This is a genomic window from Deltaproteobacteria bacterium (assembly GCA_030690165.1).
In the GTDB taxonomy this organism is placed as follows: domain Bacteria; phylum Desulfobacterota; class GWC2-55-46; order UBA9637; family UBA9637; genus JACRNJ01.
This window is the reverse complement of record JAUYHF010000007.1, coordinates 102,203-121,915: the sequence shown is the minus strand read 5'-3', so window position 1 is coordinate 121,915 and position 19,713 is coordinate 102,203. Positions and strand designations below refer to the sequence as shown.

Annotated in this window: 19 protein-coding genes; 4 read left to right on the top strand and 15 right to left on the bottom strand. The window is 42.6% G+C overall.

Features of this window, described 5'->3' with window-relative positions:
• Positions 1 to 8 precede the first annotated feature (8 nt).
• Both Q8P28_01900 and Q8P28_01895 read right to left on the bottom strand, forming a co-directional pair.
• On the bottom strand, positions 9 to 410 hold the full coding sequence (locus tag Q8P28_01900; protein ID MDP2681547.1) for a PIN domain-containing protein: 402 nt from the start codon (positions 408 to 410) through the stop codon (positions 9 to 11).
• Positions 407 to 661: a ribbon-helix-helix protein, CopG family gene (locus Q8P28_01895; GenBank protein ID MDP2681546.1), complete on the bottom strand. Its 255-nt coding sequence runs from the start codon at positions 659 to 661 to the stop codon at positions 407 to 409. Before Q8P28_01895 ends, Q8P28_01900 begins: the two co-directional genes overlap by 4 nt.
• A gap of 95 nt (positions 662 to 756) precedes the next feature.
• On the opposite strand from Q8P28_01895, the gene Q8P28_01890 reads away from it, so the two are divergent.
• A complete protein-coding gene (locus tag Q8P28_01890) occupies positions 757 to 1,839 on the top strand; it encodes an IS630 family transposase (protein ID MDP2681545.1) in 1,083 nt (360 codons plus the stop codon).
• A gap of 141 nt (positions 1,840 to 1,980) precedes the next feature.
• Here Q8P28_01890 and Q8P28_01885 read toward each other — a convergent pair whose 3' ends face one another.
• The 7 genes from Q8P28_01885 to Q8P28_01855 all read right to left on the bottom strand — a co-directional run bounded on the left by Q8P28_01885 (position 1,981) and on the right by Q8P28_01855 (position 10,972).
• Positions 1,981 to 3,219 (bottom strand): ankyrin repeat domain-containing protein, encoded by a 1,239-nt coding sequence (locus Q8P28_01885; protein ID MDP2681544.1) that lies wholly within the window; start codon positions 3,217 to 3,219, stop codon positions 1,981 to 1,983.
• Positions 3,220 to 3,364: 145 nt separating this feature from the next.
• A complete protein-coding gene (locus Q8P28_01880) occupies positions 3,365 to 3,829 on the bottom strand; it encodes a transposase (protein ID MDP2681543.1) in 465 nt (154 codons plus the stop codon).
• Between the two features lie 164 nt (positions 3,830 to 3,993).
• Positions 3,994 to 5,391, bottom strand: coding sequence for an amidophosphoribosyltransferase (purF, locus tag Q8P28_01875; protein MDP2681542.1), 1,398 nt, complete (start codon positions 5,389 to 5,391; stop codon positions 3,994 to 3,996).
• A gap of 2 nt (positions 5,392 to 5,393) precedes the next feature.
• Positions 5,394 to 7,601: a phosphoribosylformylglycinamidine synthase subunit PurL gene (gene purL, locus Q8P28_01870; GenBank protein ID MDP2681541.1), complete on the bottom strand. Its 2,208-nt coding sequence runs from the start codon at positions 7,599 to 7,601 to the stop codon at positions 5,394 to 5,396.
• Between the two features lie 118 nt (positions 7,602 to 7,719).
• Positions 7,720 to 8,901 carry an MFS transporter gene (locus Q8P28_01865; protein ID MDP2681540.1) on the bottom strand — a complete coding sequence of 394 codons (1,182 nt, stop codon included), beginning with the start codon at positions 8,899 to 8,901 and terminating at the stop codon, positions 7,720 to 7,722.
• On the bottom strand, positions 8,898 to 9,107 hold the full coding sequence (locus Q8P28_01860; protein MDP2681539.1) for a hypothetical protein: 210 nt from the start codon (positions 9,105 to 9,107) through the stop codon (positions 8,898 to 8,900). Before Q8P28_01860 ends, Q8P28_01865 begins: the two co-directional genes overlap by 4 nt.
• Positions 9,108 to 9,118: 11 nt before the next feature.
• Positions 9,119 to 10,972, bottom strand: a complete 1,854-nt coding sequence (locus Q8P28_01855) for an ATP-binding cassette domain-containing protein (protein MDP2681538.1) — start codon at positions 10,970 to 10,972, stop codon at positions 9,119 to 9,121.
• A 359-nt stretch (positions 10,973 to 11,331) separates the two neighbouring features.
• Between Q8P28_01855 and Q8P28_01850 the strand changes: the two genes are divergently transcribed.
• The 3 genes from Q8P28_01850 (at position 11,332) to Q8P28_01840 (ending at position 13,671) form a co-directional block, all read left to right on the top strand.
• Positions 11,332 to 13,029, top strand: coding sequence for a DUF262 domain-containing HNH endonuclease family protein (locus Q8P28_01850; protein MDP2681537.1), 1,698 nt, complete (start codon positions 11,332 to 11,334; stop codon positions 13,027 to 13,029).
• A gap of 118 nt (positions 13,030 to 13,147) precedes the next feature.
• Entirely contained in the window at positions 13,148 to 13,369 is a 222-nt protein-coding gene (locus tag Q8P28_01845) for an addiction module protein (protein MDP2681536.1), read from the top strand.
• On the top strand, positions 13,366 to 13,671 hold the full coding sequence (locus tag Q8P28_01840; protein MDP2681535.1) for a type II toxin-antitoxin system RelE/ParE family toxin: 306 nt from the start codon (positions 13,366 to 13,368) through the stop codon (positions 13,669 to 13,671). Before Q8P28_01845 ends, Q8P28_01840 begins: the two co-directional genes overlap by 4 nt.
• Positions 13,672 to 13,710: 39 nt before the next feature.
• Here Q8P28_01840 and Q8P28_01835 read toward each other — a convergent pair whose 3' ends face one another.
• The 6 genes from Q8P28_01835 to Q8P28_01810 all read right to left on the bottom strand — a co-directional run bounded on the left by Q8P28_01835 (position 13,711) and on the right by Q8P28_01810 (position 19,698).
• Complete coding sequence (locus Q8P28_01835; GenBank protein MDP2681534.1) at positions 13,711 to 14,181, bottom strand: NUDIX hydrolase; 471 nt, start codon at positions 14,179 to 14,181, stop codon at positions 13,711 to 13,713.
• Positions 14,182 to 14,258: 77 nt separating this feature from the next.
• A complete protein-coding gene (locus Q8P28_01830) occupies positions 14,259 to 14,636 on the bottom strand; it encodes a TraR/DksA C4-type zinc finger protein (GenBank protein ID MDP2681533.1) in 378 nt (125 codons plus the stop codon).
• A 14-nt stretch (positions 14,637 to 14,650) separates the two neighbouring features.
• A complete protein-coding gene (locus tag Q8P28_01825) occupies positions 14,651 to 15,100 on the bottom strand; it encodes a type IV pilin protein (protein ID MDP2681532.1) in 450 nt (149 codons plus the stop codon).
• 30 nt (positions 15,101 to 15,130) lie between these two features.
• The gene (locus tag Q8P28_01820; GenBank protein MDP2681531.1) at positions 15,131 to 15,733 is read right to left on the bottom strand and encodes a methyl-accepting chemotaxis protein; all 603 of its coding nucleotides are present in this window, start codon (positions 15,731 to 15,733) and stop codon (positions 15,131 to 15,133) included.
• A 92-nt stretch (positions 15,734 to 15,825) separates the two neighbouring features.
• On the bottom strand, positions 15,826 to 17,037 hold the full coding sequence (locus Q8P28_01815) for a methionine adenosyltransferase (GenBank protein ID MDP2681530.1): 1,212 nt from the start codon (positions 17,035 to 17,037) through the stop codon (positions 15,826 to 15,828).
• Between the two features lie 210 nt (positions 17,038 to 17,247).
• The gene (locus Q8P28_01810; GenBank protein ID MDP2681529.1) at positions 17,248 to 19,698 is read right to left on the bottom strand and encodes a caspase family protein; all 2,451 of its coding nucleotides are present in this window, start codon (positions 19,696 to 19,698) and stop codon (positions 17,248 to 17,250) included.
• Positions 19,699 to 19,713: the final 15 nt, after the last annotated feature.

The following is a 19,713-nucleotide window of genomic DNA, read 5'->3' as shown; positions in this document are numbered from 1 at the left end:
GAAAAAAATTATGCGGGCATTACCTGAAACCTCATTATCTGAAAATGGCTGTCAAAAGAAAATGCCGTATCCATCTTCAATCTCTGCATCACCGCAAAACTTGTGCAATCCGTATAGCTGAAATCCTTATCTTTGTATTTCAGGAAAATCTCCCATGCCTTTTCTTCATCCTCATATTTTACTGCAACAATGCTTGCAAATTTGCTATGCTTGAGTTTTTGCCCAAAATCCTTAGAGATGTTCCATCCAAGGCGGCTTCGGATTAGTGTAATGGTCTCATCAAATACAAAATTTGTTGTTAGAAGCGGAATTTTATTGTTTCTCAAAAAATGTTCGGCGCTTTTATGGTCAGGGTAGTTCTTGTCAACGAGGGCATACCAAGCCCCTGTATCAACAAATAACCTTTTCATTTCTTCATCCTTTTTGCATAAAGGAATCTGTCGTGTTCACGTGCCACAGGAGAACCATTGCCTGCGCCAAGACCTATTATGCCCCAGAGAGCATCTTCTTTTGTTTTTAAAGTCTCTTTTGAGAATTTTTCTCTTATCAAATCCCTGATGATGCCGGAAAGACTTTTCTTTGTCTTTTTTGACATTTCTTGCAGCACCTGATACTGCCAGTCTTCAAGAGATATCTGTGTTCTGTGCTTTGACGTTTCCATAATCCTCACCTCCGACTACATCTTATATCTTACATCATTAGTGTAGTGTTACATAAATAACTTTACTTATATAAAATATTATGTATAATGGTTTTATGTGTAGAGTAGCAGAAACCATTATATTGACAGAAAAAGAGCGGTTTACAATAGACGCATGGGCAAAGAGTAAAAAGATGCCCTTTCGTATTGTTCAAAGATCTCGGATAATTCAAATGGCATCCAATAAGTACGAAAATCAAGAAATCTCGGCGATGCTTAAAATTTCCCGCCCTACCGTACAATTGTGGCGGGAACGTTTTTTGGCTCTTCGATTGGCTGGGCTTACGAAAGACGCCCCCAGGCCAGGACGTATTCCAAGGGTAAGCCACAAGAAAGTTAGGGCTATTGTAAATGCCACTTTACACACAACGCCTCCTGATGCGACCCACTGGAGCACCAGAACCATGGCCAAAGAACAAAGAGTCAGCAATGCAACCGTGCAACGAATATGGAAAGAACACAACTTAAAACCTCATTTGGTCGAGACATTTAAACTCAGCCGGGACAAACGATTCCTCGAAAAACTTTATGATGTTGTCGGGCTTTACCTGAACCCCCCGGACAAAGCGCTTGTTTTATGTGTAGACGAAAAAAGTCAGATTCAAGCGCTCGAAAGAACACAACCATTACTTCCTCTGCGGCCTGGCATTCCTGCAAGACAAACTCATGATTATACCCGCCATGGCACAACAACATTATTCGCAGCATTAAACATGCTCGATGGCACGGTAATTGGAGATTGCATGCCGCGCCACAGACATCAGGAATTTATCAGATTCCTGCAAATTATAGATACAAAAACTCCATTAGACCTGGATCTCCATTTAATAGTTGATAACTATGGTACACACAAACATCCACGGGTTCAGAGATGGCTACAACGACATCCACGTTTCTATCTTCATTTTATCCCAACATCCAGCTCTTGGTTAAACATGGTAGAAAGATGGTTTGCCGAGATATCAAGAAAAAGAATCCGCCGTGGATCTTTTAAAAATCTGAAAGAACTTATTAAGGTTATCAAACAATACATAGAGTCTCATAATCAGAACCCTAAAATATTCGCTTGGACTGCTTCCGTCCAATCTATTATGAGCAAAATATCTATAAGTAAAGAAGCGTTGGTAACACTACATTAGGGTGTCAACCTATCTCAATACAACTCCCCTTAACTCTTCACTTCCTCAACCCAAACCGTCCCTTTAATTTCTCAACATCAGGATTTATGCTCGGGCTTTGCTGGACATTCATCTGCTTTGCCTCGTCTTCAACCAAAGGCTTTATGTATTCGTAAATCTCTGCAATCGTTTTTTGCCGTCTTTTAAAGCTTTCAAGAAATAGTATGTAAACACGCCATGCCCTTTCTCGGTTGATGATGTGGAAATCTGCGTCCCTTGTGTTGCCGAAAGAACTGCCATGTTTGATGAAAGGACAGACACATCTGCCATCATAACCAACGGCCTTGAGCCTTTTGCAAGAACAGACCTTCCTCCTGCTCCTGAGAAGCATGCGTCAAGCACAACCGTCACCTCTGCAACCTGCAATTTGCCGAGGCTGTCATAAAGACTCTTGAGAGGATACCCTGTATCAGAGAGATAGTTCGGGTCTCCGTCAAACGGAACAATATAAGCGTCTCCTGTCTTTGGCTCAGGCGCACCGTGTCCTGAATAGTAGATAAACACCCTGCTGTCGGGCTTTGCCTTGTTAGGCAGCCATGTCTTTATAATCTTTTCAATGGCCGATTTAGTTGCCCTTTCCTCCAAAAGCAGTTCTATGTTTCTCGGCTTAAAGCCCATGGCCTTTGCATAATCACCCACAAGATTTGCATCGTCGTAAGAATAATCTGACTTTGGAATACCCTGATACCCTTCTATGCCGATAATCACTGCGAGGTCGTTGTCTCCCATAATTTTTTCTGCTGTATTGAACGAAGGCTTGTCAATGTCTGATTGTACGGAAGGAGACTTGGATTCTTGTTTTTGGGTCTTAGCGCCTTCAACAGCAGCCTGCACAATGGTCTTGAGTTCTTCTTTTGAGATGCCTTGAGATGGCTGGCTTGCAACTTCCTGCTTTGGTTTAAGCCTCTCAAGAAATTTAATGCCAGCCTTTGCCTCTGCCGCGTGGAGGGGGTACTCGATATCGATAGCAGTTATCTCCATAGCTGCAAGAGCCTTATCTATGTTAGCACCTTTTTCTATAAGGAGCTTTGCAATTTCTGTATTACCCATCAATGCGGCCCTCAGCAAAGGAGTCCAGCCACGATTGTTTGTTGCATTAACATCAGCGCCTTTGTCTATTAAGAGCTTTGCAGCCTCTGTGTTGCCCCAATATGCCGCCCCCAGCAAAGGAGTCCAGCCACCACTGTCTTTTTCATTAACATCAGCGCCCTTATTTAGCAATTCTTTTACCGCATTAATATTACCCCTTTCTATCGCACTCATTAATGGCGTTGTTGTTGCACACCCTGCAAGCAAAATAAGCACACTCAAAATTAAAAAATATCCAAATATCCTTTTCATAATGCGTCTCCTGTTTTAATTATTCTTTTGTAGTCGCCGACCTTTATGGTCGGCAGTTTTGGCGAACATAAAGGTTAGCGGCTACATTCTCCACGTAGTTGCCGACCTTTATGGTCGGCCATTCGGCGGACATAAATGTCCGCAACTACATTTTATTTATATCAAAAATCATTGAACCTGAAAATGGATAATCTCTAAAATCATTGACCATCCCTTTTCTAACAGGGTTTCCTAATATATATCGGCTGATTCCCTCAATAGCCTCATCCTTTCGCACAACATGGTCATAATAGCTTTTTTGCCACAGTGCTTTTTGTCTATTCTTCTTAAAACACCATTCTGTCTTTTGTTTGAATATCCTCATGAATTCTTTTAAAGAAGAATCTTCTTCTCCCTGTAATAGGATATGAAGATGGTCTGGCATAAAACAATAGGCAAATATTTTAAACCTGTAATCAGATGCACAACCTTTCAAAAGACTTAATACCGCTTCAACAGTTTCCTTCTCAACGAAATACTGGTTCTTAAAATTGGTGCAAATGGTAATGAAATATGCGTAAGGACCTTTATAATCAAACTTTTTAAGTCTTGGAACTTTTGGGAATAGCATTTTTGTCTTCTAATATTAGCGGACATAAATGTCCGCAACTACATTTTTTCGTAGTTGCCGACCTTTATGGTCGGCAGTTTTGGCGAACCTAAAGGTTCGCGGCTACATTTCCACGTAATTGCCGACCTTTAGGTCGGCCATTCGGCGGACATAAATGTCCGCAACTACTTAAACAGCGCCAACTGCGGCTCCCTGCCCTCGGTCGGGAATTCTATAGGATATTTTCCGGTAAAACAGGCGTCGCAAAAATTTCCGCCTGCATCGGCAACGGCCTTATACAGGCCTTCTATGCTTAAATATCTGAGGGTGTCTGCTGTAATGTATTTGGTTATTTCATCTATATTATGGGAGGAGGCGATAAGCTCATTCTTGGTGGGCGTGTCTATTCCGTAGTAGCATGGGCAGACAGTGGGCGGGGAACTAATCATCATATGCACCTCTTTTGCCCCTGCGTCTCTTATCATCTTTACAATCTTTCTGCTGGTAGTGCCCCGGACAATGGAGTCGTCTATCACAACAACTTTTTTGCCTTTAAGCAGTTCTTTTACCGCATTAAGTTTTATTTTTACGCCGAAGTGCCTTATGGCGTCCTTTGGCTCTATAAATGTCCTGCCCACATAGTGGCTTCTGATTAAGCCCATTTGAAACAGTATGTTAGATTCTTCTGCAAACCCTATTGCAGCAGGAACGCCTGAGTCTGGAACAGGAATAACAATATCCGCATCTATAGGATTCTCTATGGCAAGTTCCCTTCCAAAATTTTTTCTCACAGCATATACATTTGCCCCGAATATATTGCTGTCAGGTCTTGCAAAATAGATAAATTCAAATATGCATGGCGTATATGGAACTTTGTCAAATGGCTTGAATGACCTCGGGCCAAGCTTGTCAATAAGAAGTATTTCGCCGGGTTCAATATCCCTGACATATTCCGCCTCAATCAGGTCAAATGCGCATGTCTCAGAGGCAACCACCCATCCGTCTTTCAGCCTGCCGAGGGCAAGCGGCCTGAAGCCGCTCGGGTCGCGGACAGCAACCATCTGAGTCCCTGTAAGAAATACAAGGGAGTATGCGCCTCTTACCCGTTTCAGGCTGTCGGCAATCCTGTCTGTCAGGGTATTGGCTTTGGATTGGGCAATGAGATGGACAAGAACTTCCGTATCCGTGCTTGACTGAAATATGGAGCCGTATGCCTCCAACTCATCCCGCAAAATCCGGGCATTAACCAGATTTCCATTATGGGCAACAGCTATTGCGCCTCTGGAATAGTCAATAACAAACGGCTGGGCATTTTTGAGATGGCTGTCGCCTGTTGTAGAATAGCGCACATGACCTATAGCAGCCTGACCCGGGAGTTTTTTTAAAACATCCTCGCTGAATATATCAGCCACAAGGCCCATTGCTTTTTGGGAATAAAGCTCTTTTCCGTCAGACGAGACAATCCCGGCGCTCTCCTGGCCTCTGTGCTGAAGCGCATAAAGGCCGAGATATGTCATATTCGCAGCCTCTGTATGGCCGAATATGCCGAACACGCCGCACTCGTCTTTGTATTTGTCAAACATATCTACCCCTTTAACAGCCTCTCAAGCGAGCCTCTCCATGTTGCCTTCAATTCATCAACAGGTATATCAATCAACCCATCTATCTTAAGCCTTTCACCACCAACCTTTCCAATAACAATCGCCGGCGCGTCATGCTTCTCAGCAATGGACATAAATACCGAAATATCTTCTTTGGCTACGCTGACAACAATCCTTGACTGACTTTCACCAAAAAGCAGTGCGTCTCTCCTCATAGTATAAGCAGGCAATGTAATCTTCGCACCGACAAATGACATGGAGGATGATATGCAGCATTCTGCCAACGCAACTGCCAGCCCGCCCTCTGAACAGTCGTGAGCGGATTTTATTATACCACTCTGTATTGCACTTAAACAAGCATCTTGAACCCTTGCCTCAAAACCTAAATCCAGATGCGGCGGCCTTCCTTTGTCAAGTTTATGGATAACCTTAAGATATTCGCTTCCGCCAAGCTCTTCTTTTGTTTCGCCTAACAAAACCACGACATCACCTTCTCTTTTAAACCATTGAGAAGCATGAAGACTTATATCTTCTATCAAACCCACCATGCCTATGGTGGGTGTAGGATATATAGCAGTGCCTGATGTCTCATTATAAAGGCTTACATTTCCGCCTATTACCGGTATGCTAATTTTTTTGCATGCCTCGCTTATACCCAGAACAGCCTGCTCAAACTGCCACATGATCTCAGGCCTTTCAGGGTTGCCGAAATTCAGGCAGTCTGTAAGGGCAATGGGTTTTGCGCCGGAGCACACAAGATTCCTTGCCGCCTCTGCAACAGCAATAGCGCCGCCGGTGAACGGATCAAGATAGCAATAACGGCTGTTGCAGTCGGTAGTCATGGCCAAGGCCTTTTTTGTGCCTTTTATCCTTAAAACAGCCGCATCGGAACCCGGCAAAACCACTGTATCTGTTCTTACCATGTGGTCATATTGCCGATATATCCATTCCTTGCTTGCAATATTCGGAGAAGAAAGGAGTTTTAATAATGTTTCATTGTAATTCTTGGGTTCAGGTATATTTTTAAGGTCAAGGGTCTTAACATCATCCTGCCACTCAGGTCTCTTTACCGGCCTTTTATATACAGGTGCATTATCAGTCAGAGGCTTTACAGGGAGCATGGCAACGATATCATTCCCTTCCGCAACGCGCAGAAGCCCGCTGTTTGTGACAACGCCTATGACAACCGCTTCCAAGTCCCATTTGTGGAAAATCTCCTTTACCTTGCCCTCGCATCCTTGCCTTATAACCATGAGCATCCGTTCCTGAGACTCTGAAAGCATGACCTCATACGGTGTCATTCCCTCTTCGCGTCTTGGGACAAGCGACACATCTAAGTCAATGCCTGTGCCGCCGCGGGATGCCATTTCTACGGATGATGATGTAAGGCCTGCTGCGCCCATATCCTGTATGCCGACAATATAGTCTGTCTTAAATACCTCAAGACATGCCTCAAGCAAAAGTTTCTCTGTAAATGGATCTCCGACCTGAACAGTTGGCCGTCTCTCTTCGCCGCCTTCACCAAATACATCCGATGCCATTGTTGCGCCGTGTATTCCGTCCCTGCCTGTCTTAGAACCGACATATATGACTGGATTTCCAACGCCCTTTGCTATTCCTTTAAAAATTCTATTACTCTCCATGATGCCGACGGTCATAGCATTTACAAGACAGTTGCCATTGTACGATTCATGAAAATAGATTTCTCCTCCGACAGTAGGCACGCCCATGCAATTACCGTAGCCTGCAATCCCTGCCACAACGCCGTTTAATAAATATCTTGTCTTTGGATGGTCAAAGGAGCCAAACCTTAAGGAGTTTAAAGATGCGATAGGTCTTGCGCCCATTGTAAATACATCTCGTAGTATGCCGCCCACGCCTGTGGCAGCGCCCTGATACGGCTCAATATAGGATGGATGGTTGTGCGACTCCATCTTGAAGGCAACCGCCATGCCGTCGCCGATATCAACAATGCCTGCGTTTTCACCTGGGCCCTGCAGTACATGCTTGCCTGTTGTGGGGAAATTTTTCAGATGAATTTTAGATGATTTATACGAGCAATGCTCGCTCCACATTACTGAGAATATGCCAAGTTCAAGAAGATTAGGCTCCCTTCTGAGAGCCTTCAAAATCCTCTGATATTCGTCGTCTGTAAGACCGTGCTGGAAGATAATGTCTTTTGTGATTTGCATGAAAGGTAAGCCCCGTTAGAAATTTTCATGTGTTGATACTATTTTATTTAAGCATATATTTCTAACTGGGTAAATAACCAAATATAGGATAAAATGACAAGAGAAAAATTGAGAGCGCTTAAAAACCAGATTGTTTCCGCTCAAGAGTTGTTGCGAAGATAACTGCGGATACGATAATCACCAAAGATGCCGTTATAAATGACCTGGCAAATCCAAAATAAGCGGCGACTATCCCAGCAATAAGGGGGCCTGTTGTATGGCCTATGTCCATGATTGATCCTAAAACACCCATTGCAGAGCCGCGGTTTTCCTTTTTACTCAAATCAGCGATAAAGGCTGATGTTGCAGATGTTACCACGGAGAGGCTGAGTCCGAATAATATGCTCAGCGCGAGGAGCGGTATAAATGATTTAAAAAAGGGGAAAGTTCCGATGCAGACTGCGCCGATTATGGCGCCTGCAAGTATTTGCGGCTTTCTCCCGTGTCTGTCAGAGAATTTCCCCATAAGCGGTTTGGTTAATGCCAGTGTTATCACTTGTGCGGAGAGGAATATACCGATTTCATATGCACTCATGCCTCTTTCTATAGAATAGAGCGGCAAAAATGTTTCAAAAGTTCCGTATGAAAACAGGATTGATGCCTCCATCATGCTGGTTATGAGAATGTTCCTGTCGGATATTGCTGTCTTAAATGCTCCTGCCGTTTCGCTCCACGATTGCCTTTTGCTTTCGTGTTCAGCAGTATGCTGTATTTTTATGGTGAGAAACAGGACTATTATACCTGCTGCTCCGCATACCAGATACACAATCTTATAGCTCATACCCGGATTCAAGGCCAACGTTCCAATGATAGATCCGCCAACGATTGGCGCCATAAATCTGCCGACAAGGGTGGATGTGGAGAACCATCCGATTTTCTCACCCCTCTCATGGTGAAAGAGGTCAGAGACAAGGGCTGTTGCAACAGGCACAAATATGGCAGTAGCCAACCCGTGATAGAACCTGATTGCTGCAAGCTGATAGATATTGGTAACAAAGAGATAAAGGAATGGCGCGGAGGAAAAGGCAACTGCTGATAAGATGAGCATCTTCTTCCTTCCCCATCTGTCAGAGAGCATCCCCGCCGGTATGCTCGCAACTACGCCGGTAAAGGCGGATACAGCGGCAACCATGCCTACCCTTGCCGGGTCTGCTCCGAGATAGCTCGCAAAAAGCGGCAGCACAGGGCTTTTGGAAATAGTGGAACTGAATATGGCGAACAGGCCTGTGGTGCAAAGTAAGGCGAAAGGGCTGGCTCTCATCTGCTGGAATTTCCTTTGGCATGTGCCATCAATATCTGAATCTCGTTGTGATAGTTGAGATACCGATTCAGGGTTTGCTCATTTTTGCCGTATTGTGGATATGTTCTGACTATCTCCTCAAATCTTTTTTCAGCCTGCAACTCATCGCCTCCGATATCGGCAATGCCGTCCATGATTATATCCACAAGTCTGTCGGCATAAATCACCGTCAGCCATGCTACTGCAACTCAGCCATCTTTTCCTCAAACTCTTTTGTTTTAGCGTCATACTCCGCAGTCACAGATTCTAACGCTTTAAATTGTTTTTCAATCTTCGTGTTTAATCCGTGAATGGCAATTGATAATTTGGATATTGCCTCGCCGTCACCCTTTTCCGAAGCCTCAACAAGCGCGTGGCTATCTGCCTCTACTTCCTTTTCCAGAAGCATGATATTTTTTTCCATTTCCGCAATCGTTTTTTGCAAAGGGCCGAGAGTCTTTGAACGGCTCTCATTTAATTGCGCCCTTAGCCTGCGCAACTCTTTCCTGTTTATATTCTTGCTCTGCCTGCTGCTCGGCTTATTTTCTTCGGTTTCTCTCTCATTTTCCCATCCCACCTGATCCAAAAATTCCTGATATGTTCCCTCAAACACACCAACTTTGCCGCCGTCAAATACAATAAGCCTTGTTGCCAAGGCATTCAGTACCAGTTCACTGTGTGTTACAATTATTGTCCCGCCGTCAAAAGCCTCAATCGCCTCAACAAGCGAATCAATGGAATCCATATCAAGATGATTGGTAGGCTCATCCAAAAGAAGCAGATTTGACGGGCTTACAAGCAGTTTACCCAACAAAACCCTGCTCTTTTCACCACCTGAAAGCACCTCTATCTTTTTAAGTGCATTGTCGCCGCTAAACATCATAATTCCGCAAATTTTCCGCGCAATACCTCTGTTACAGTCCGGATGCACATCCATTATCTCCTGCTCTATGGTTCTTTTGCCATTAAGCCGGTTAATATTTGTCTGGCCGAAATAGGCAATAGCTAAGTTTTGATTGTGTTTGACTTCTCCTGTCTGAGGAGGGAACTCGCCTGCAAGCATATTCAGAAGAGTAGTTTTACCTTTTCCGTTTTTGCCTATAATTCCAATCCTGTCATTTTTTCCAACAGCTATGTTGAAACCGTTGATAAGCGGCGGTTCGTCCTTATTATATGAAAACGATAAATTCTCAGCATTCATCAGCCATTTACCAGGAAATGGCGCGGCCCTGAATGAAAAATCAAGGGTTCTTATTTCTGATAATTTTTCCAACTTGTCCATCTTTGCAAGGGCCTTTATCCTCGACTGGACAGCGCTTGCCTTGGTAGCCTTAGCCCTGAAACGGTTGATAAAATCCTCAACCTCACTTCGCTTTTTTTGATCATTCAAGCGGGTCTTCTCATGTATCTCTTCTTCCTGCAATATCTGCTCATACAGTTTCTGCGTAGGCCCTGCAATCTTTCTCACCTTGAAGCGGTGTATACCCATAGTGTGTGTTGTTACACTGTCCATAAAATCACGGTCATGCGTGATAAGCATAAGCTCGCCTTTCCAATTACGGAGAAACCGCGTCAGCCATCGCACGGATATAATGTCCAGATAATTGGTCGGTTCGTCGAGAAGGAGGAGGTTAGGCTCAGAGACTAACGCCTTGGCAAGATTTAGCCTGACTTGGTAACCGCCGGAGAATTCGGCCGGATTTCGATTAAAATCATCCACAGAAAACCCAAGACCCATAAGAATGGTTTCCACCTTATAGCTTTCATCAATTCCATCCTCCGAAACCGGAAGGCTGAGGCAGCCTTCTTTCAGAACCGTATCCTCGGTAAAACGGATATGCTGGGAAAGATGCCCGATGGTGTAATAATTCGGAACGCTGATAACACCCGCGTCCGGCTCTTCCTCTCCAAGTATCATCCTGAAGAGCGTAGTTTTGCCGTGCCCGTTCCTGCCGACCAATCCGATGCGCTCGCCGGGATTCATGACAAAACTCACATTATCAAAAAGCGCCTGCGAACCGTACGTCTTTTCCAAACCGCTGACTTTAAGCATTGATGTTCAAATTCCTTTCTTTTTTATTTTCGTTTTCTCGTTTGCAAACTCTTGCTTGAGAACATAGGATTATATCGCACATAATATAATTTACAAAGAAAATTTTCCCGGATTTTTCCTTGACTCTCCGCAGAGGTTGGCCTAAAATTGATTTAAAAATGCGTGTGGATATAAAAATGCCGATAACAATTCATAAAGTGCAAAATAGTCTTGTGGGCAATTTCAGAAAGGCAATAAATGATAGCTGTCACCGTTTTTATTTTGTTGATAGGAGGAAAAGTATGAAAAATGATATTGCAAGACTTTGGCATTTCAAGACCCCATTACCCGCTTAAACTATACCTGTTAAGGAGACCAAGATGAGTGAAATTAAGAGTGAGAAGATCCTTGTTAAAAAGGTTTTCGATATGTGGTTTACGATTCCGGTATATCAGCGACCTTACGTTTGGGGAAATGAGGAGATCAGTGATCTGCTGGATGATATTGCCTATGCAGCAGAAAACAATCCAACCAGCCAATACTTTGTCGGATCTATAGTTTTTCAGAATAGACCAGCGGTTCCAGATAAGGGCATTTATTTCCCCGAGAATGATTTGCTTGATGGCCAACAACGTCTTACATCCTTGCTTATTCTAATGGCTGTAATAAGAGACCTTGCTAAGGATGATATTCTACGGACCACTTGTCACAAATTTGTTTATCAGGAAAAGAATCCATATACCAATACTCCAGAACGCTTGAGAATCATATCCGCTCGCCCACAAGTGCAGGAGTTTATGGAGAAGTACGTTATGGCTTTAAAAGGCACATTAAAACATGATGACTTGGAAAAATACGCGAAAAATGGAGGGGATGTTTCCGTATCGAACATGGCGAGTGCGATCCTTCAGATCCATAAATATTTCAACAATGACAACAAAATCGGTGTCGACAAGTTTTTCCAGTTCCTCTTGAACTATGTTCTTATGATATATGTTTCTACTGAAGATCTTGAAGATGCATTCAGGCTTTTTACTGTTCTTAATGCGCGTGGGATTCCACTGCGGAATAGCGATATACTTAAAGCAATTAATCTAGGTCAAATAAAAGATGCTCGTGAGCAGGAAAAATTCGGTGAATTCTGGGTTGAGACTGAAAACGAGTTCGGTGACGACTTTGATAGATTTTTGTCTTTTATCAGAACTCTTCTCGTAAAAGATAAGGCAAGACTAAACCTATTAAAGGAGTTTGAGGATAAAATTTACGAACCGCAAGGAAAGGATAAGAAGCCGCTCCTGCAAAAAGGAAAGGAGACCCTTGAATATATCAAGCGATTCAAAGAACATCACTCTACTCTTTTCTCGAAAAACAATTATGATATATGCAACAGTTGGGCTTTTGATAATCTACTTGTAGTTATGCAGTCTGGATTCGAGGCATCGGATTGGATCCCGCCACTCTTGGCCTATTATGACAAATTCAAAACAAAAGGTATTTTGGAATTTCTGAAAAAGCTTGATAACAAATTTTCTGGTGATTGGATCGCACAAGAAACGCCTACCTCCAGAATCGAAAATATGAATACGATACTCAAGAAAATTGAATCCTCCGCAACATCGGATGAGGTTATTGCTTCTAATGTTTTTAACTTCGACACCAAATCGTATTTCAGGAATTTAGAAGGCAAGGTATATGGAAGAAAATGGGCTAAGTACATTCTACTTAAGCTTGATTATTTATTCCAAAGCCATTCTGAGAAGAAGTCAGGCTCAGAGCAAATAAGCATTGAGCACATATTGCCACAAACTCCGATAACCAACAGCCAATGGTGTAAAGATTTCACTGATATAGAAAGGGACTCAATGACACATCTACTTGGGAATCTAGTACTCATGAGCAGAAAAAAGAATACTTCCCAAGGCCGTTATGATTTTAAAGAAAAGAAAGAAAAGTATTTCAAGTCGAATATTGAAACATTTCCTAACTCAGTTCGCATACTGACTACATACAACCAATGGACGCCAACAGAACTACAAAAAAACCATGATTTCGTAATCAATAAGTTCAAAGAACATTAGGAAAAAAACAGGAATACATAGAGGGTCATACATAGAAGGTATCAGGTCTACTTTCTTGTCATTACGACATAATCGGATAGTTCGGTGCAAATTTAAGATAAAACAGGAGGCATAAACCATGAAACAGATAACAGCAACAGACACCCTTGCATTGTCAATACCTGAAAGAATTCAGCTCGTAGAGGACATCTGGGATACAATAGCCGCTGAACCGGAGGCTATCGAATTAACAGCAGAGGAAAAAAAGATAATTGATGAACGATTGGAGGCATATCATAGAAACCCCGATTTAGGCTCTCCGTGGGAAGATGTTTACAAAAGGATAGCAGCTAAACAATGAAATACAAAGTCATAATCAGACCTGAAGCCGAAAACGACCTGAAGGAAGCATTTTCATGGTATGAGGATAACAGGCTTGGGTTGGGATATGACTTTCTTTTACGGGTTGATGTAGGTTTAAGATTCATAGAAAGAAAACCGGAAATCCATGCGCCTGAATATAAAGGGACAAGGAAACACCTCATCAAAAGATTTCCTTACAAAATAATCTACCTCGTTGAAAAAGAAAGAATAATTGTTCTGGCTGTAATTCATGGCAAAAGAAGCCCTGATTTGATTAAAAAGAGAATAGATAGTGTCTAACAAGCCGCTCCAGTAGACTGACGTCACTGAATTCAAGAGTTATACTGCAATCATTCTCCTTGCCTTTTTCAAAATCTCTTTCTCGCCCTTATATTCAACCATCTTTATTGCATCATCAATGGGAAACCATCGGCAGTCATTGACTTCGCTGTCATGATTTTTCACATCCCCTTGGGTATATTCCATCAGGAAAAAATAGACTATCTTGAAAAACCGTTTTGTCTCTTCCGCCTCTTTGTGCGCATAAAAATATTGGATGTGGTCAATGAGCTTTATAATCTTACCGTCCAATCCGGTCTCTTCATTCACCTCACGGTGGGCAGTTCCGGCAATGTTTTCGCCCTCTTCCACCAATCCCTTTGGCAGACACCACACTTTACCTTCTTTTACGGCAATGAGCGCAACTTCAGTCCTACTGTTTACCCTGCGAAAGACCACACCGCCGGAAGATATTTGACGCCCTGTTTTCATGCTGGCTTTTGTTTCACGGCTTCCGGTTTTTAACTTCATACAAACCCTATCTTTTACCGGAGTTGGCCTATTTCATGGAGTTTGGTGCAGGATGTCTGGAACATTCAGTAAGCAGTCTACAGTGTTGGCTTTTTCCCTTCCTTCTTTGCCTGACAGGTGACACAATAAGACGTTAAAGGAACAACCTTTAATCTTCCCTCATCTATCTCTGCCCCACAGCCCTCGCATATCCCGTAAGTTCCGGCCTCAAGTCTTGCGATTGCCTCGTCCATTTTTGTAAGCTCTTCACGCCGCATGTCAGCAACGGCAAGGCCTGTATCCTCTACCAAATCAATAAGAGACTGCTCCTCCAAATCCTGCGGACTATCAAACTGCTTATGGTATTCCTTGCCCAGCTTATTAAAAATCTCATCCCTCAATTCATTCCACATCTTGCGCTTCTTTTCTATAAGCATTTTTTCAAACATTTCATCTCTCGCCAATTTTCTCGTCATTATTATCCTCCGAATCAATCCTGAATTCCATGAACAAGCCTTTTGGTTTCATCTATTGTCCATGTATCCATATCAGCATCGCTATCAAGATTTCCTGTTGCTGTGGCAGTAAAACCATTGGGCTTAAGCGCTATAGTTACAGAATAATATTTAAGCTGATCCTTGAATCCTATTCCTGAAAGATTGTTTGAATAGTTGTTATTATCAAACAGATATAATTCTTCCAATCTCTGGATTTCTGTTAATGCCTGCTGCGCCTCCACAGTCTTGGCAGTTTTGATTATACTAAAATATAACGGAATTGCAATAATAGATAAAATTGCCATCACTATCATAACAAACAATAACTCTATAAATGTAAACCCTGGTTTGCAATAAAACATCGGGGGTTGTTTGCGGTTGTTTAAGGCAGTGATGCCTTTTCCGGATGAGTTTTTTTGGAATGGTCTATCAACTAAAAGCATGATGGCCTTTCCTCTATCATTACAGAATGTTTAATCTGCTTTTTTAACCTGGGTTACATTGAATTTTGCCAACATCTTTTCTATCCTGTCCCGATGTTCTGCAATGCCTTCCATAGATTTCAACATATCTTTATGGCCTTGAGATCCCAGTTCCGGCAAAATTTTATCAAGTATTTCTTTCATTTCAACTGTCTCTTTTTTGACGTCGCTTATAGCTGCGCTCATATTATCCGCCATCTGATTGATAAGATTTGAAAGGCAGACTAACCGGTCATTTTCCCTTAGTTTAATCCTTACCGAAATATCCCCCAAAATCAGCCTTTTTACCGTTTGTTCAAACCTGTATATAGGTCCTGCAACACGATGGGTAGCATAGATACTGATAGCAGTGCTCAGGAAGAAGCTTACGATTACCGCCGGCCAGAGCCTATCTGCAAATACCAGGACTTGTGTGGAAGCCTCCGCCTTCTCCGGTAACGGAACATCAGCAAATAGTTTAATCGCAGGCGGTCCAAAAAGAAACAGACTCAGGATGAAGGTATATACCAGCAGGAGTATGACCACCATTATTGCATACTCCTTTTGAATCTCATGGATATAATATCTGCGCCATACATGTCCTCTCTTTGCCATGATTACCTCCATTAAAAAATGATTTGGGAATAACTAAAAAAGTATCAATCGGAAATAGCAAATCTAAAACCTATTGAGCCTAATCTGCAAAATCAGCAGACCGGATACCTGCCGCGGGCAAGCTCCATACACAATCTACCTATATCGGCTAACCCTTTTTCTATCATTCCTTCCGCCTTTTTGCAAACCTTCCTTTTATCAGCGCCCCTTTGCAATACAATATGCGCAGAAGCAAGGTGCGGCTTATCAATCCTTGTCCCAATCTCGCTTAAAAGCCACACATAGACCTCTTTTACCCCCTCAACATTATCATATATATCCTTTGCCAATTTATGCGCAAGGATATTGTAAATCTTGCCCACATGACTTACAGGATTTTTGCCGGCAGCTGCCTCTGTGCCCATTGGCCTATTAAGTGATATTATGCCGTTCACCCTGTTTCCCCTTCCAACCTGTCCTGAGTCTGCATCTTCTGCAGATGTTCCAAGTAAAGAAAGATATATGCCGCCGAGTCCTTTTCCCTTCTTGTCAAGGGTATTAAGATGGACGGTTATTTTATCAAACTTAAATTTATCATGGACAAACCTATTTATCAGCGTTTTTATCTTATCCTTTTTTATAAAATAATCCTTTTCGTTTTCAACATATCTTGAGATAAGCGGCACAGCAACAGTCATCTCCAATATATCCCCTTTTCTCAGCCCCATTACCTTCACATCCTCGCCTGTTTCAGGATGAATGTTCTTAATCTCCTCTGAATTTAAAAACCTTTCGGTTTCGTAAACAGAGCTCTCCGTGGAGGTAAATGGCGCATACCCCACAACTGCGGAGGTATCGTTTGCGCCCCTGATTTTTCCCTTTCTTTTGAAGATATCTGCAAGCTCCTCTGATGACGGCGCAAGCACGCTCCTGTATCTGACATCTTTTTCCGAATCAACAAACCTCAGATTATTTTCAAACCATCTCTTTGCGGTCTTAACTGCAATGCCTTCCACATCTATATCCTTGCCGCCGGCCTTAAAGGTAGCCCTGTCGCCGATTATAAGCTCCATGGGCTTTAAAACCCTGCCGCCGCAGAATCTCCTTTCCACCTGTCCCGCTGCAAGAAGCCCTTTGTCAATATTATGGTGGAGAATATCCCCAAATCTTTTAAGATACTCCTGGCTCAGGGCAACGGAGATACTGTCCATTATGGCATCGCAGATATAATCAGGATGTCCCACACCCTTCCTCTCAACAATCTCAACATCCTGCTCTGATACAGGTTTATTTTTAAGGATTTCTACTGCGATATTTCTCGGCATTTGTTATACCTCTTTATCAGGTGAAACCCTAACGAGCCTTTGGCTCACAAAGGGGGATGAAAATTAACCCCACCCTCACCCCCCGATAAATACTTCGGGGGCAAGCTTTAATCCTCTCCCTGATGGAGAGGAGACTTTTTTGTTCCCTCCCATTCAAGGGGAGGGTTAGGGTGGGGATGGGCTATTTTCGGAGCAATAAGAATAATCTTCTTACCTCAACTCATAAACTGCATTATCCTTGCCAAAGTTTATTATCAATGGCGTCTGTTGATGTCCTATTTTTTTTGATATCTCTGTTGTTGTCTGTTTTGTGTATCCTCCGAGTTCTGTGAGACTGATTTGTTTATCCTGATTTTTGTCTGCTTCTATTTTGTTATTCAGTCCGTCAAGGAGTATGTATGTGAAAAGTCCGTTCCCCTGATAACCATCCAGCGCTGACTGCTTGTCGCTTGCTGAGGCATAGATGTGTAAGCCCATCTTCTTAGCCAATACCGACATCCTTGCATCGTAAAGACCGCTTACTATGTAGTCAACTCCTCCTGCGTGGCAGGTGTCAAAGATAAATAATTGGCTTAGGGATTTGATTTTCTTTGAGAACTCTACGATTTCATTTGAGCTTATGAGGTTATTATCATTTACCTTCCCGTCAAAGTCGTGGGTAAGCATGTAGTATTGGTTCTGAAGGAGTATCCCATGACCTGCAACAAAAAGTATGAAACTGTCTGTTGGTTTGATTTTTTGTGAAAGTTCATTGATTTTGCTTATTATATTTGCCTTTGTGGCATTATCGTCTGTAAAGAGTTCGTAGTGGATGTTCCGGGGTTTGTAGATGCTCTTTGCCTGTTTAAGAAGTCTTTCTTCTATGTCTTTTGAGTCTTTTACCGCGTATTTGAGGTTTATTGAGTTGTCTTTGTATTGGTCTATACCTATGGAGAGGATGTAAAGATGGGGTTCTTCCTGTTTTATTGTTGAGGTGAATTTGGCTGTCTGCATATAGCCCTGGACTGTATTGCCTTTGTTAAATGCTGTTATGCTTATCTCGTTTTCTCCTGATATTGCCTCTATCTCTTTACAGTCGTTAAAGACCTCTCCCTTTGTCTTGGTTGTTACAGGGCTTATCTCTCCTATGCCTTTTATCTTTACGCTTCTCATGTCTTCATATATTGTCTTGCTGTTGAGTTTCACAAGCTGGGTCTTTTCTGTAACTGCTTTGGCTGCTTCTTTGTAAAAGCCATCTGATTCTATGAGTTTTCCGTTATGAAATAGCCGGACCTCTCCTATTCCTCCGCCAGTGCTTTTTATGTTATAGCAGACTTTTGCCTTTGAAGATGTTGGAGATGATGCGATCGGGCTAATCTCAACTACAGGAGGCGGGGTTTTGATTGCGTCTTTCATGATGATTGTGATTAAGTCTTTTATGTCTTCTCCTCTCAACTTGGCTGCTACCATGTCAGGACGGTAGAAAACGTCGTAGAAGCTGTCAACACTGTAGTCTTTTCCCCCCATCTTAACAGTATGATATTGAGCACCTTTCTCAGAGGAGTTGTAGTAGCCTTCTGTTGTCAAAACTATCCATTCACCATCTTCGAACCCGATCATAGTGGCAATTTCCTCGCCTGTAGCAACATCCCAGATTCTCACAGAGGCGTCACCGCCTGAAACTATATGACTTCCATCAGGTGTAAATTGGACGGAAGTAACGCAATTCACTCCTCCGCTTGTGTGTCCTGTAAAGGTTTTTAACTCAGCGCCAGTAGTAAGGTCCCACAATTTAATAAGAGCATCGCAACCTCCTGACAATCCAAGTTTGCCATCAGGAGAAAAGGTTACGGAAAGAATACCTGTAACACTGGTATGCCCTTTGAATGACTTTATTTCTGCACCGCTGGTCACATCCCAATACTTAACAGTATTATCAGTTCCTCCTGAAAGGGCATATTTCCCATCAGGAGAGAATGCCACGGAAGTAATTCCCGACGGAAAAAAACTTCTACCCTTAATCTTTTTTATTACCTTTTCTTTTGCAATGTCCCATAGCTCTATTTTGCCATCACCATGACCTGATAAAGCATATTTTCCATCAGGAGAAATAGCAGCTGATACAAAATCACTACCCCACGTTTTTACAGACTTTCCCAACTTTATTACCTTGTCGGATCCAATACCTAATAAATATAGGTGGAGCCTTGATGAAAATAGGATATTGAATGGTATCAGAGCATATCTCCCATCTGCAGATATACTTATGCTCGTCACATATGAACTGCCAATATCAAAAGAGCTTACTTCACCACCAGTTGAAATATCCCAAATCTTAAAATTGTCTGCACCAACCGAAATCGCATGTTTGCCATCAGAGGAAAAAGCTACCTGAACACCCTGCCCCATATTAGTGTTTATTGGATTTACAATGAATTTTCTTATCTCTTTTCCTGCTGAAATATCCCACAGCCTGAATGTAGAATCAATGCTTCCAGACAATATATATTTACCATCAAGAGAAACCGCTACACGCATTACCGCAGGTGACTCTTTCTTGATCGCAATTGACATGTCTGAGCTTTTAACATGAATATCAGGCGTTGCCATACATGAGGGAAGAAAGAGAATAAAAATAACAGACAAAATTCTTGGCAGGGTCATTTTTTTGAATGTTTTCATCGCGCCCTCCTCCTT

Coding starts and splice junctions, on each gene's coding strand:
- Q8P28_01845 (MDP2681536.1), top strand. CDS start 13,148: ATGAAACAGATAACAGCAACAGACACCCTTGCATTGTCAATACCTGAA.
- Q8P28_01885 (MDP2681544.1), bottom strand. CDS start 3,219: ATGAAAAGGATATTTGGATATTTTTTAATTTTGAGTGTGCTTATTTTG.
- Q8P28_01810 (MDP2681529.1), bottom strand. CDS start 19,698: ATGAAAACATTCAAAAAAATGACCCTGCCAAGAATTTTGTCTGTTATT.
- Q8P28_01865 (MDP2681540.1), bottom strand. CDS start 8,901: ATGAGAGCCAGCCCTTTCGCCTTACTTTGCACCACAGGCCTGTTCGCC.
- Q8P28_01830 (MDP2681533.1), bottom strand. CDS start 14,636: ATGACGAGAAAATTGGCGAGAGATGAAATGTTTGAAAAAATGCTTATA.
- Q8P28_01835 (MDP2681534.1), bottom strand. CDS start 14,181: ATGAAGTTAAAAACCGGAAGCCGTGAAACAAAAGCCAGCATGAAAACA.
- purL (MDP2681541.1), bottom strand. CDS start 7,601: ATGCAAATCACAAAAGACATTATCTTCCAGCACGGTCTTACAGACGAC.
- Q8P28_01815 (MDP2681530.1), bottom strand. CDS start 17,037: ATGCCGAGAAATATCGCAGTAGAAATCCTTAAAAATAAACCTGTATCA.
- Q8P28_01825 (MDP2681532.1), bottom strand. CDS start 15,100: ATGCTTTTAGTTGATAGACCATTCCAAAAAAACTCATCCGGAAAAGGC.
- Q8P28_01890 (MDP2681545.1), top strand. CDS start 757: ATGTGTAGAGTAGCAGAAACCATTATATTGACAGAAAAAGAGCGGTTT.
- purF (MDP2681542.1), bottom strand. CDS start 5,391: ATGTTTGACAAATACAAAGACGAGTGCGGCGTGTTCGGCATATTCGGC.
- Q8P28_01895 (MDP2681546.1), bottom strand. CDS start 661: ATGGAAACGTCAAAGCACAGAACACAGATATCTCTTGAAGACTGGCAG.
- Q8P28_01880 (MDP2681543.1), bottom strand. CDS start 3,829: ATGCTATTCCCAAAAGTTCCAAGACTTAAAAAGTTTGATTATAAAGGT.
- Q8P28_01840 (MDP2681535.1), top strand. CDS start 13,366: ATGAAATACAAAGTCATAATCAGACCTGAAGCCGAAAACGACCTGAAG.
- Q8P28_01855 (MDP2681538.1), bottom strand. CDS start 10,972: ATGCTTAAAGTCAGCGGTTTGGAAAAGACGTACGGTTCGCAGGCGCTT.
- Q8P28_01850 (MDP2681537.1), top strand. CDS start 11,332: ATGAGTGAAATTAAGAGTGAGAAGATCCTTGTTAAAAAGGTTTTCGAT.
- Q8P28_01900 (MDP2681547.1), bottom strand. CDS start 410: ATGAAAAGGTTATTTGTTGATACAGGGGCTTGGTATGCCCTCGTTGAC.
- Q8P28_01820 (MDP2681531.1), bottom strand. CDS start 15,733: ATGGCAAAGAGAGGACATGTATGGCGCAGATATTATATCCATGAGATT.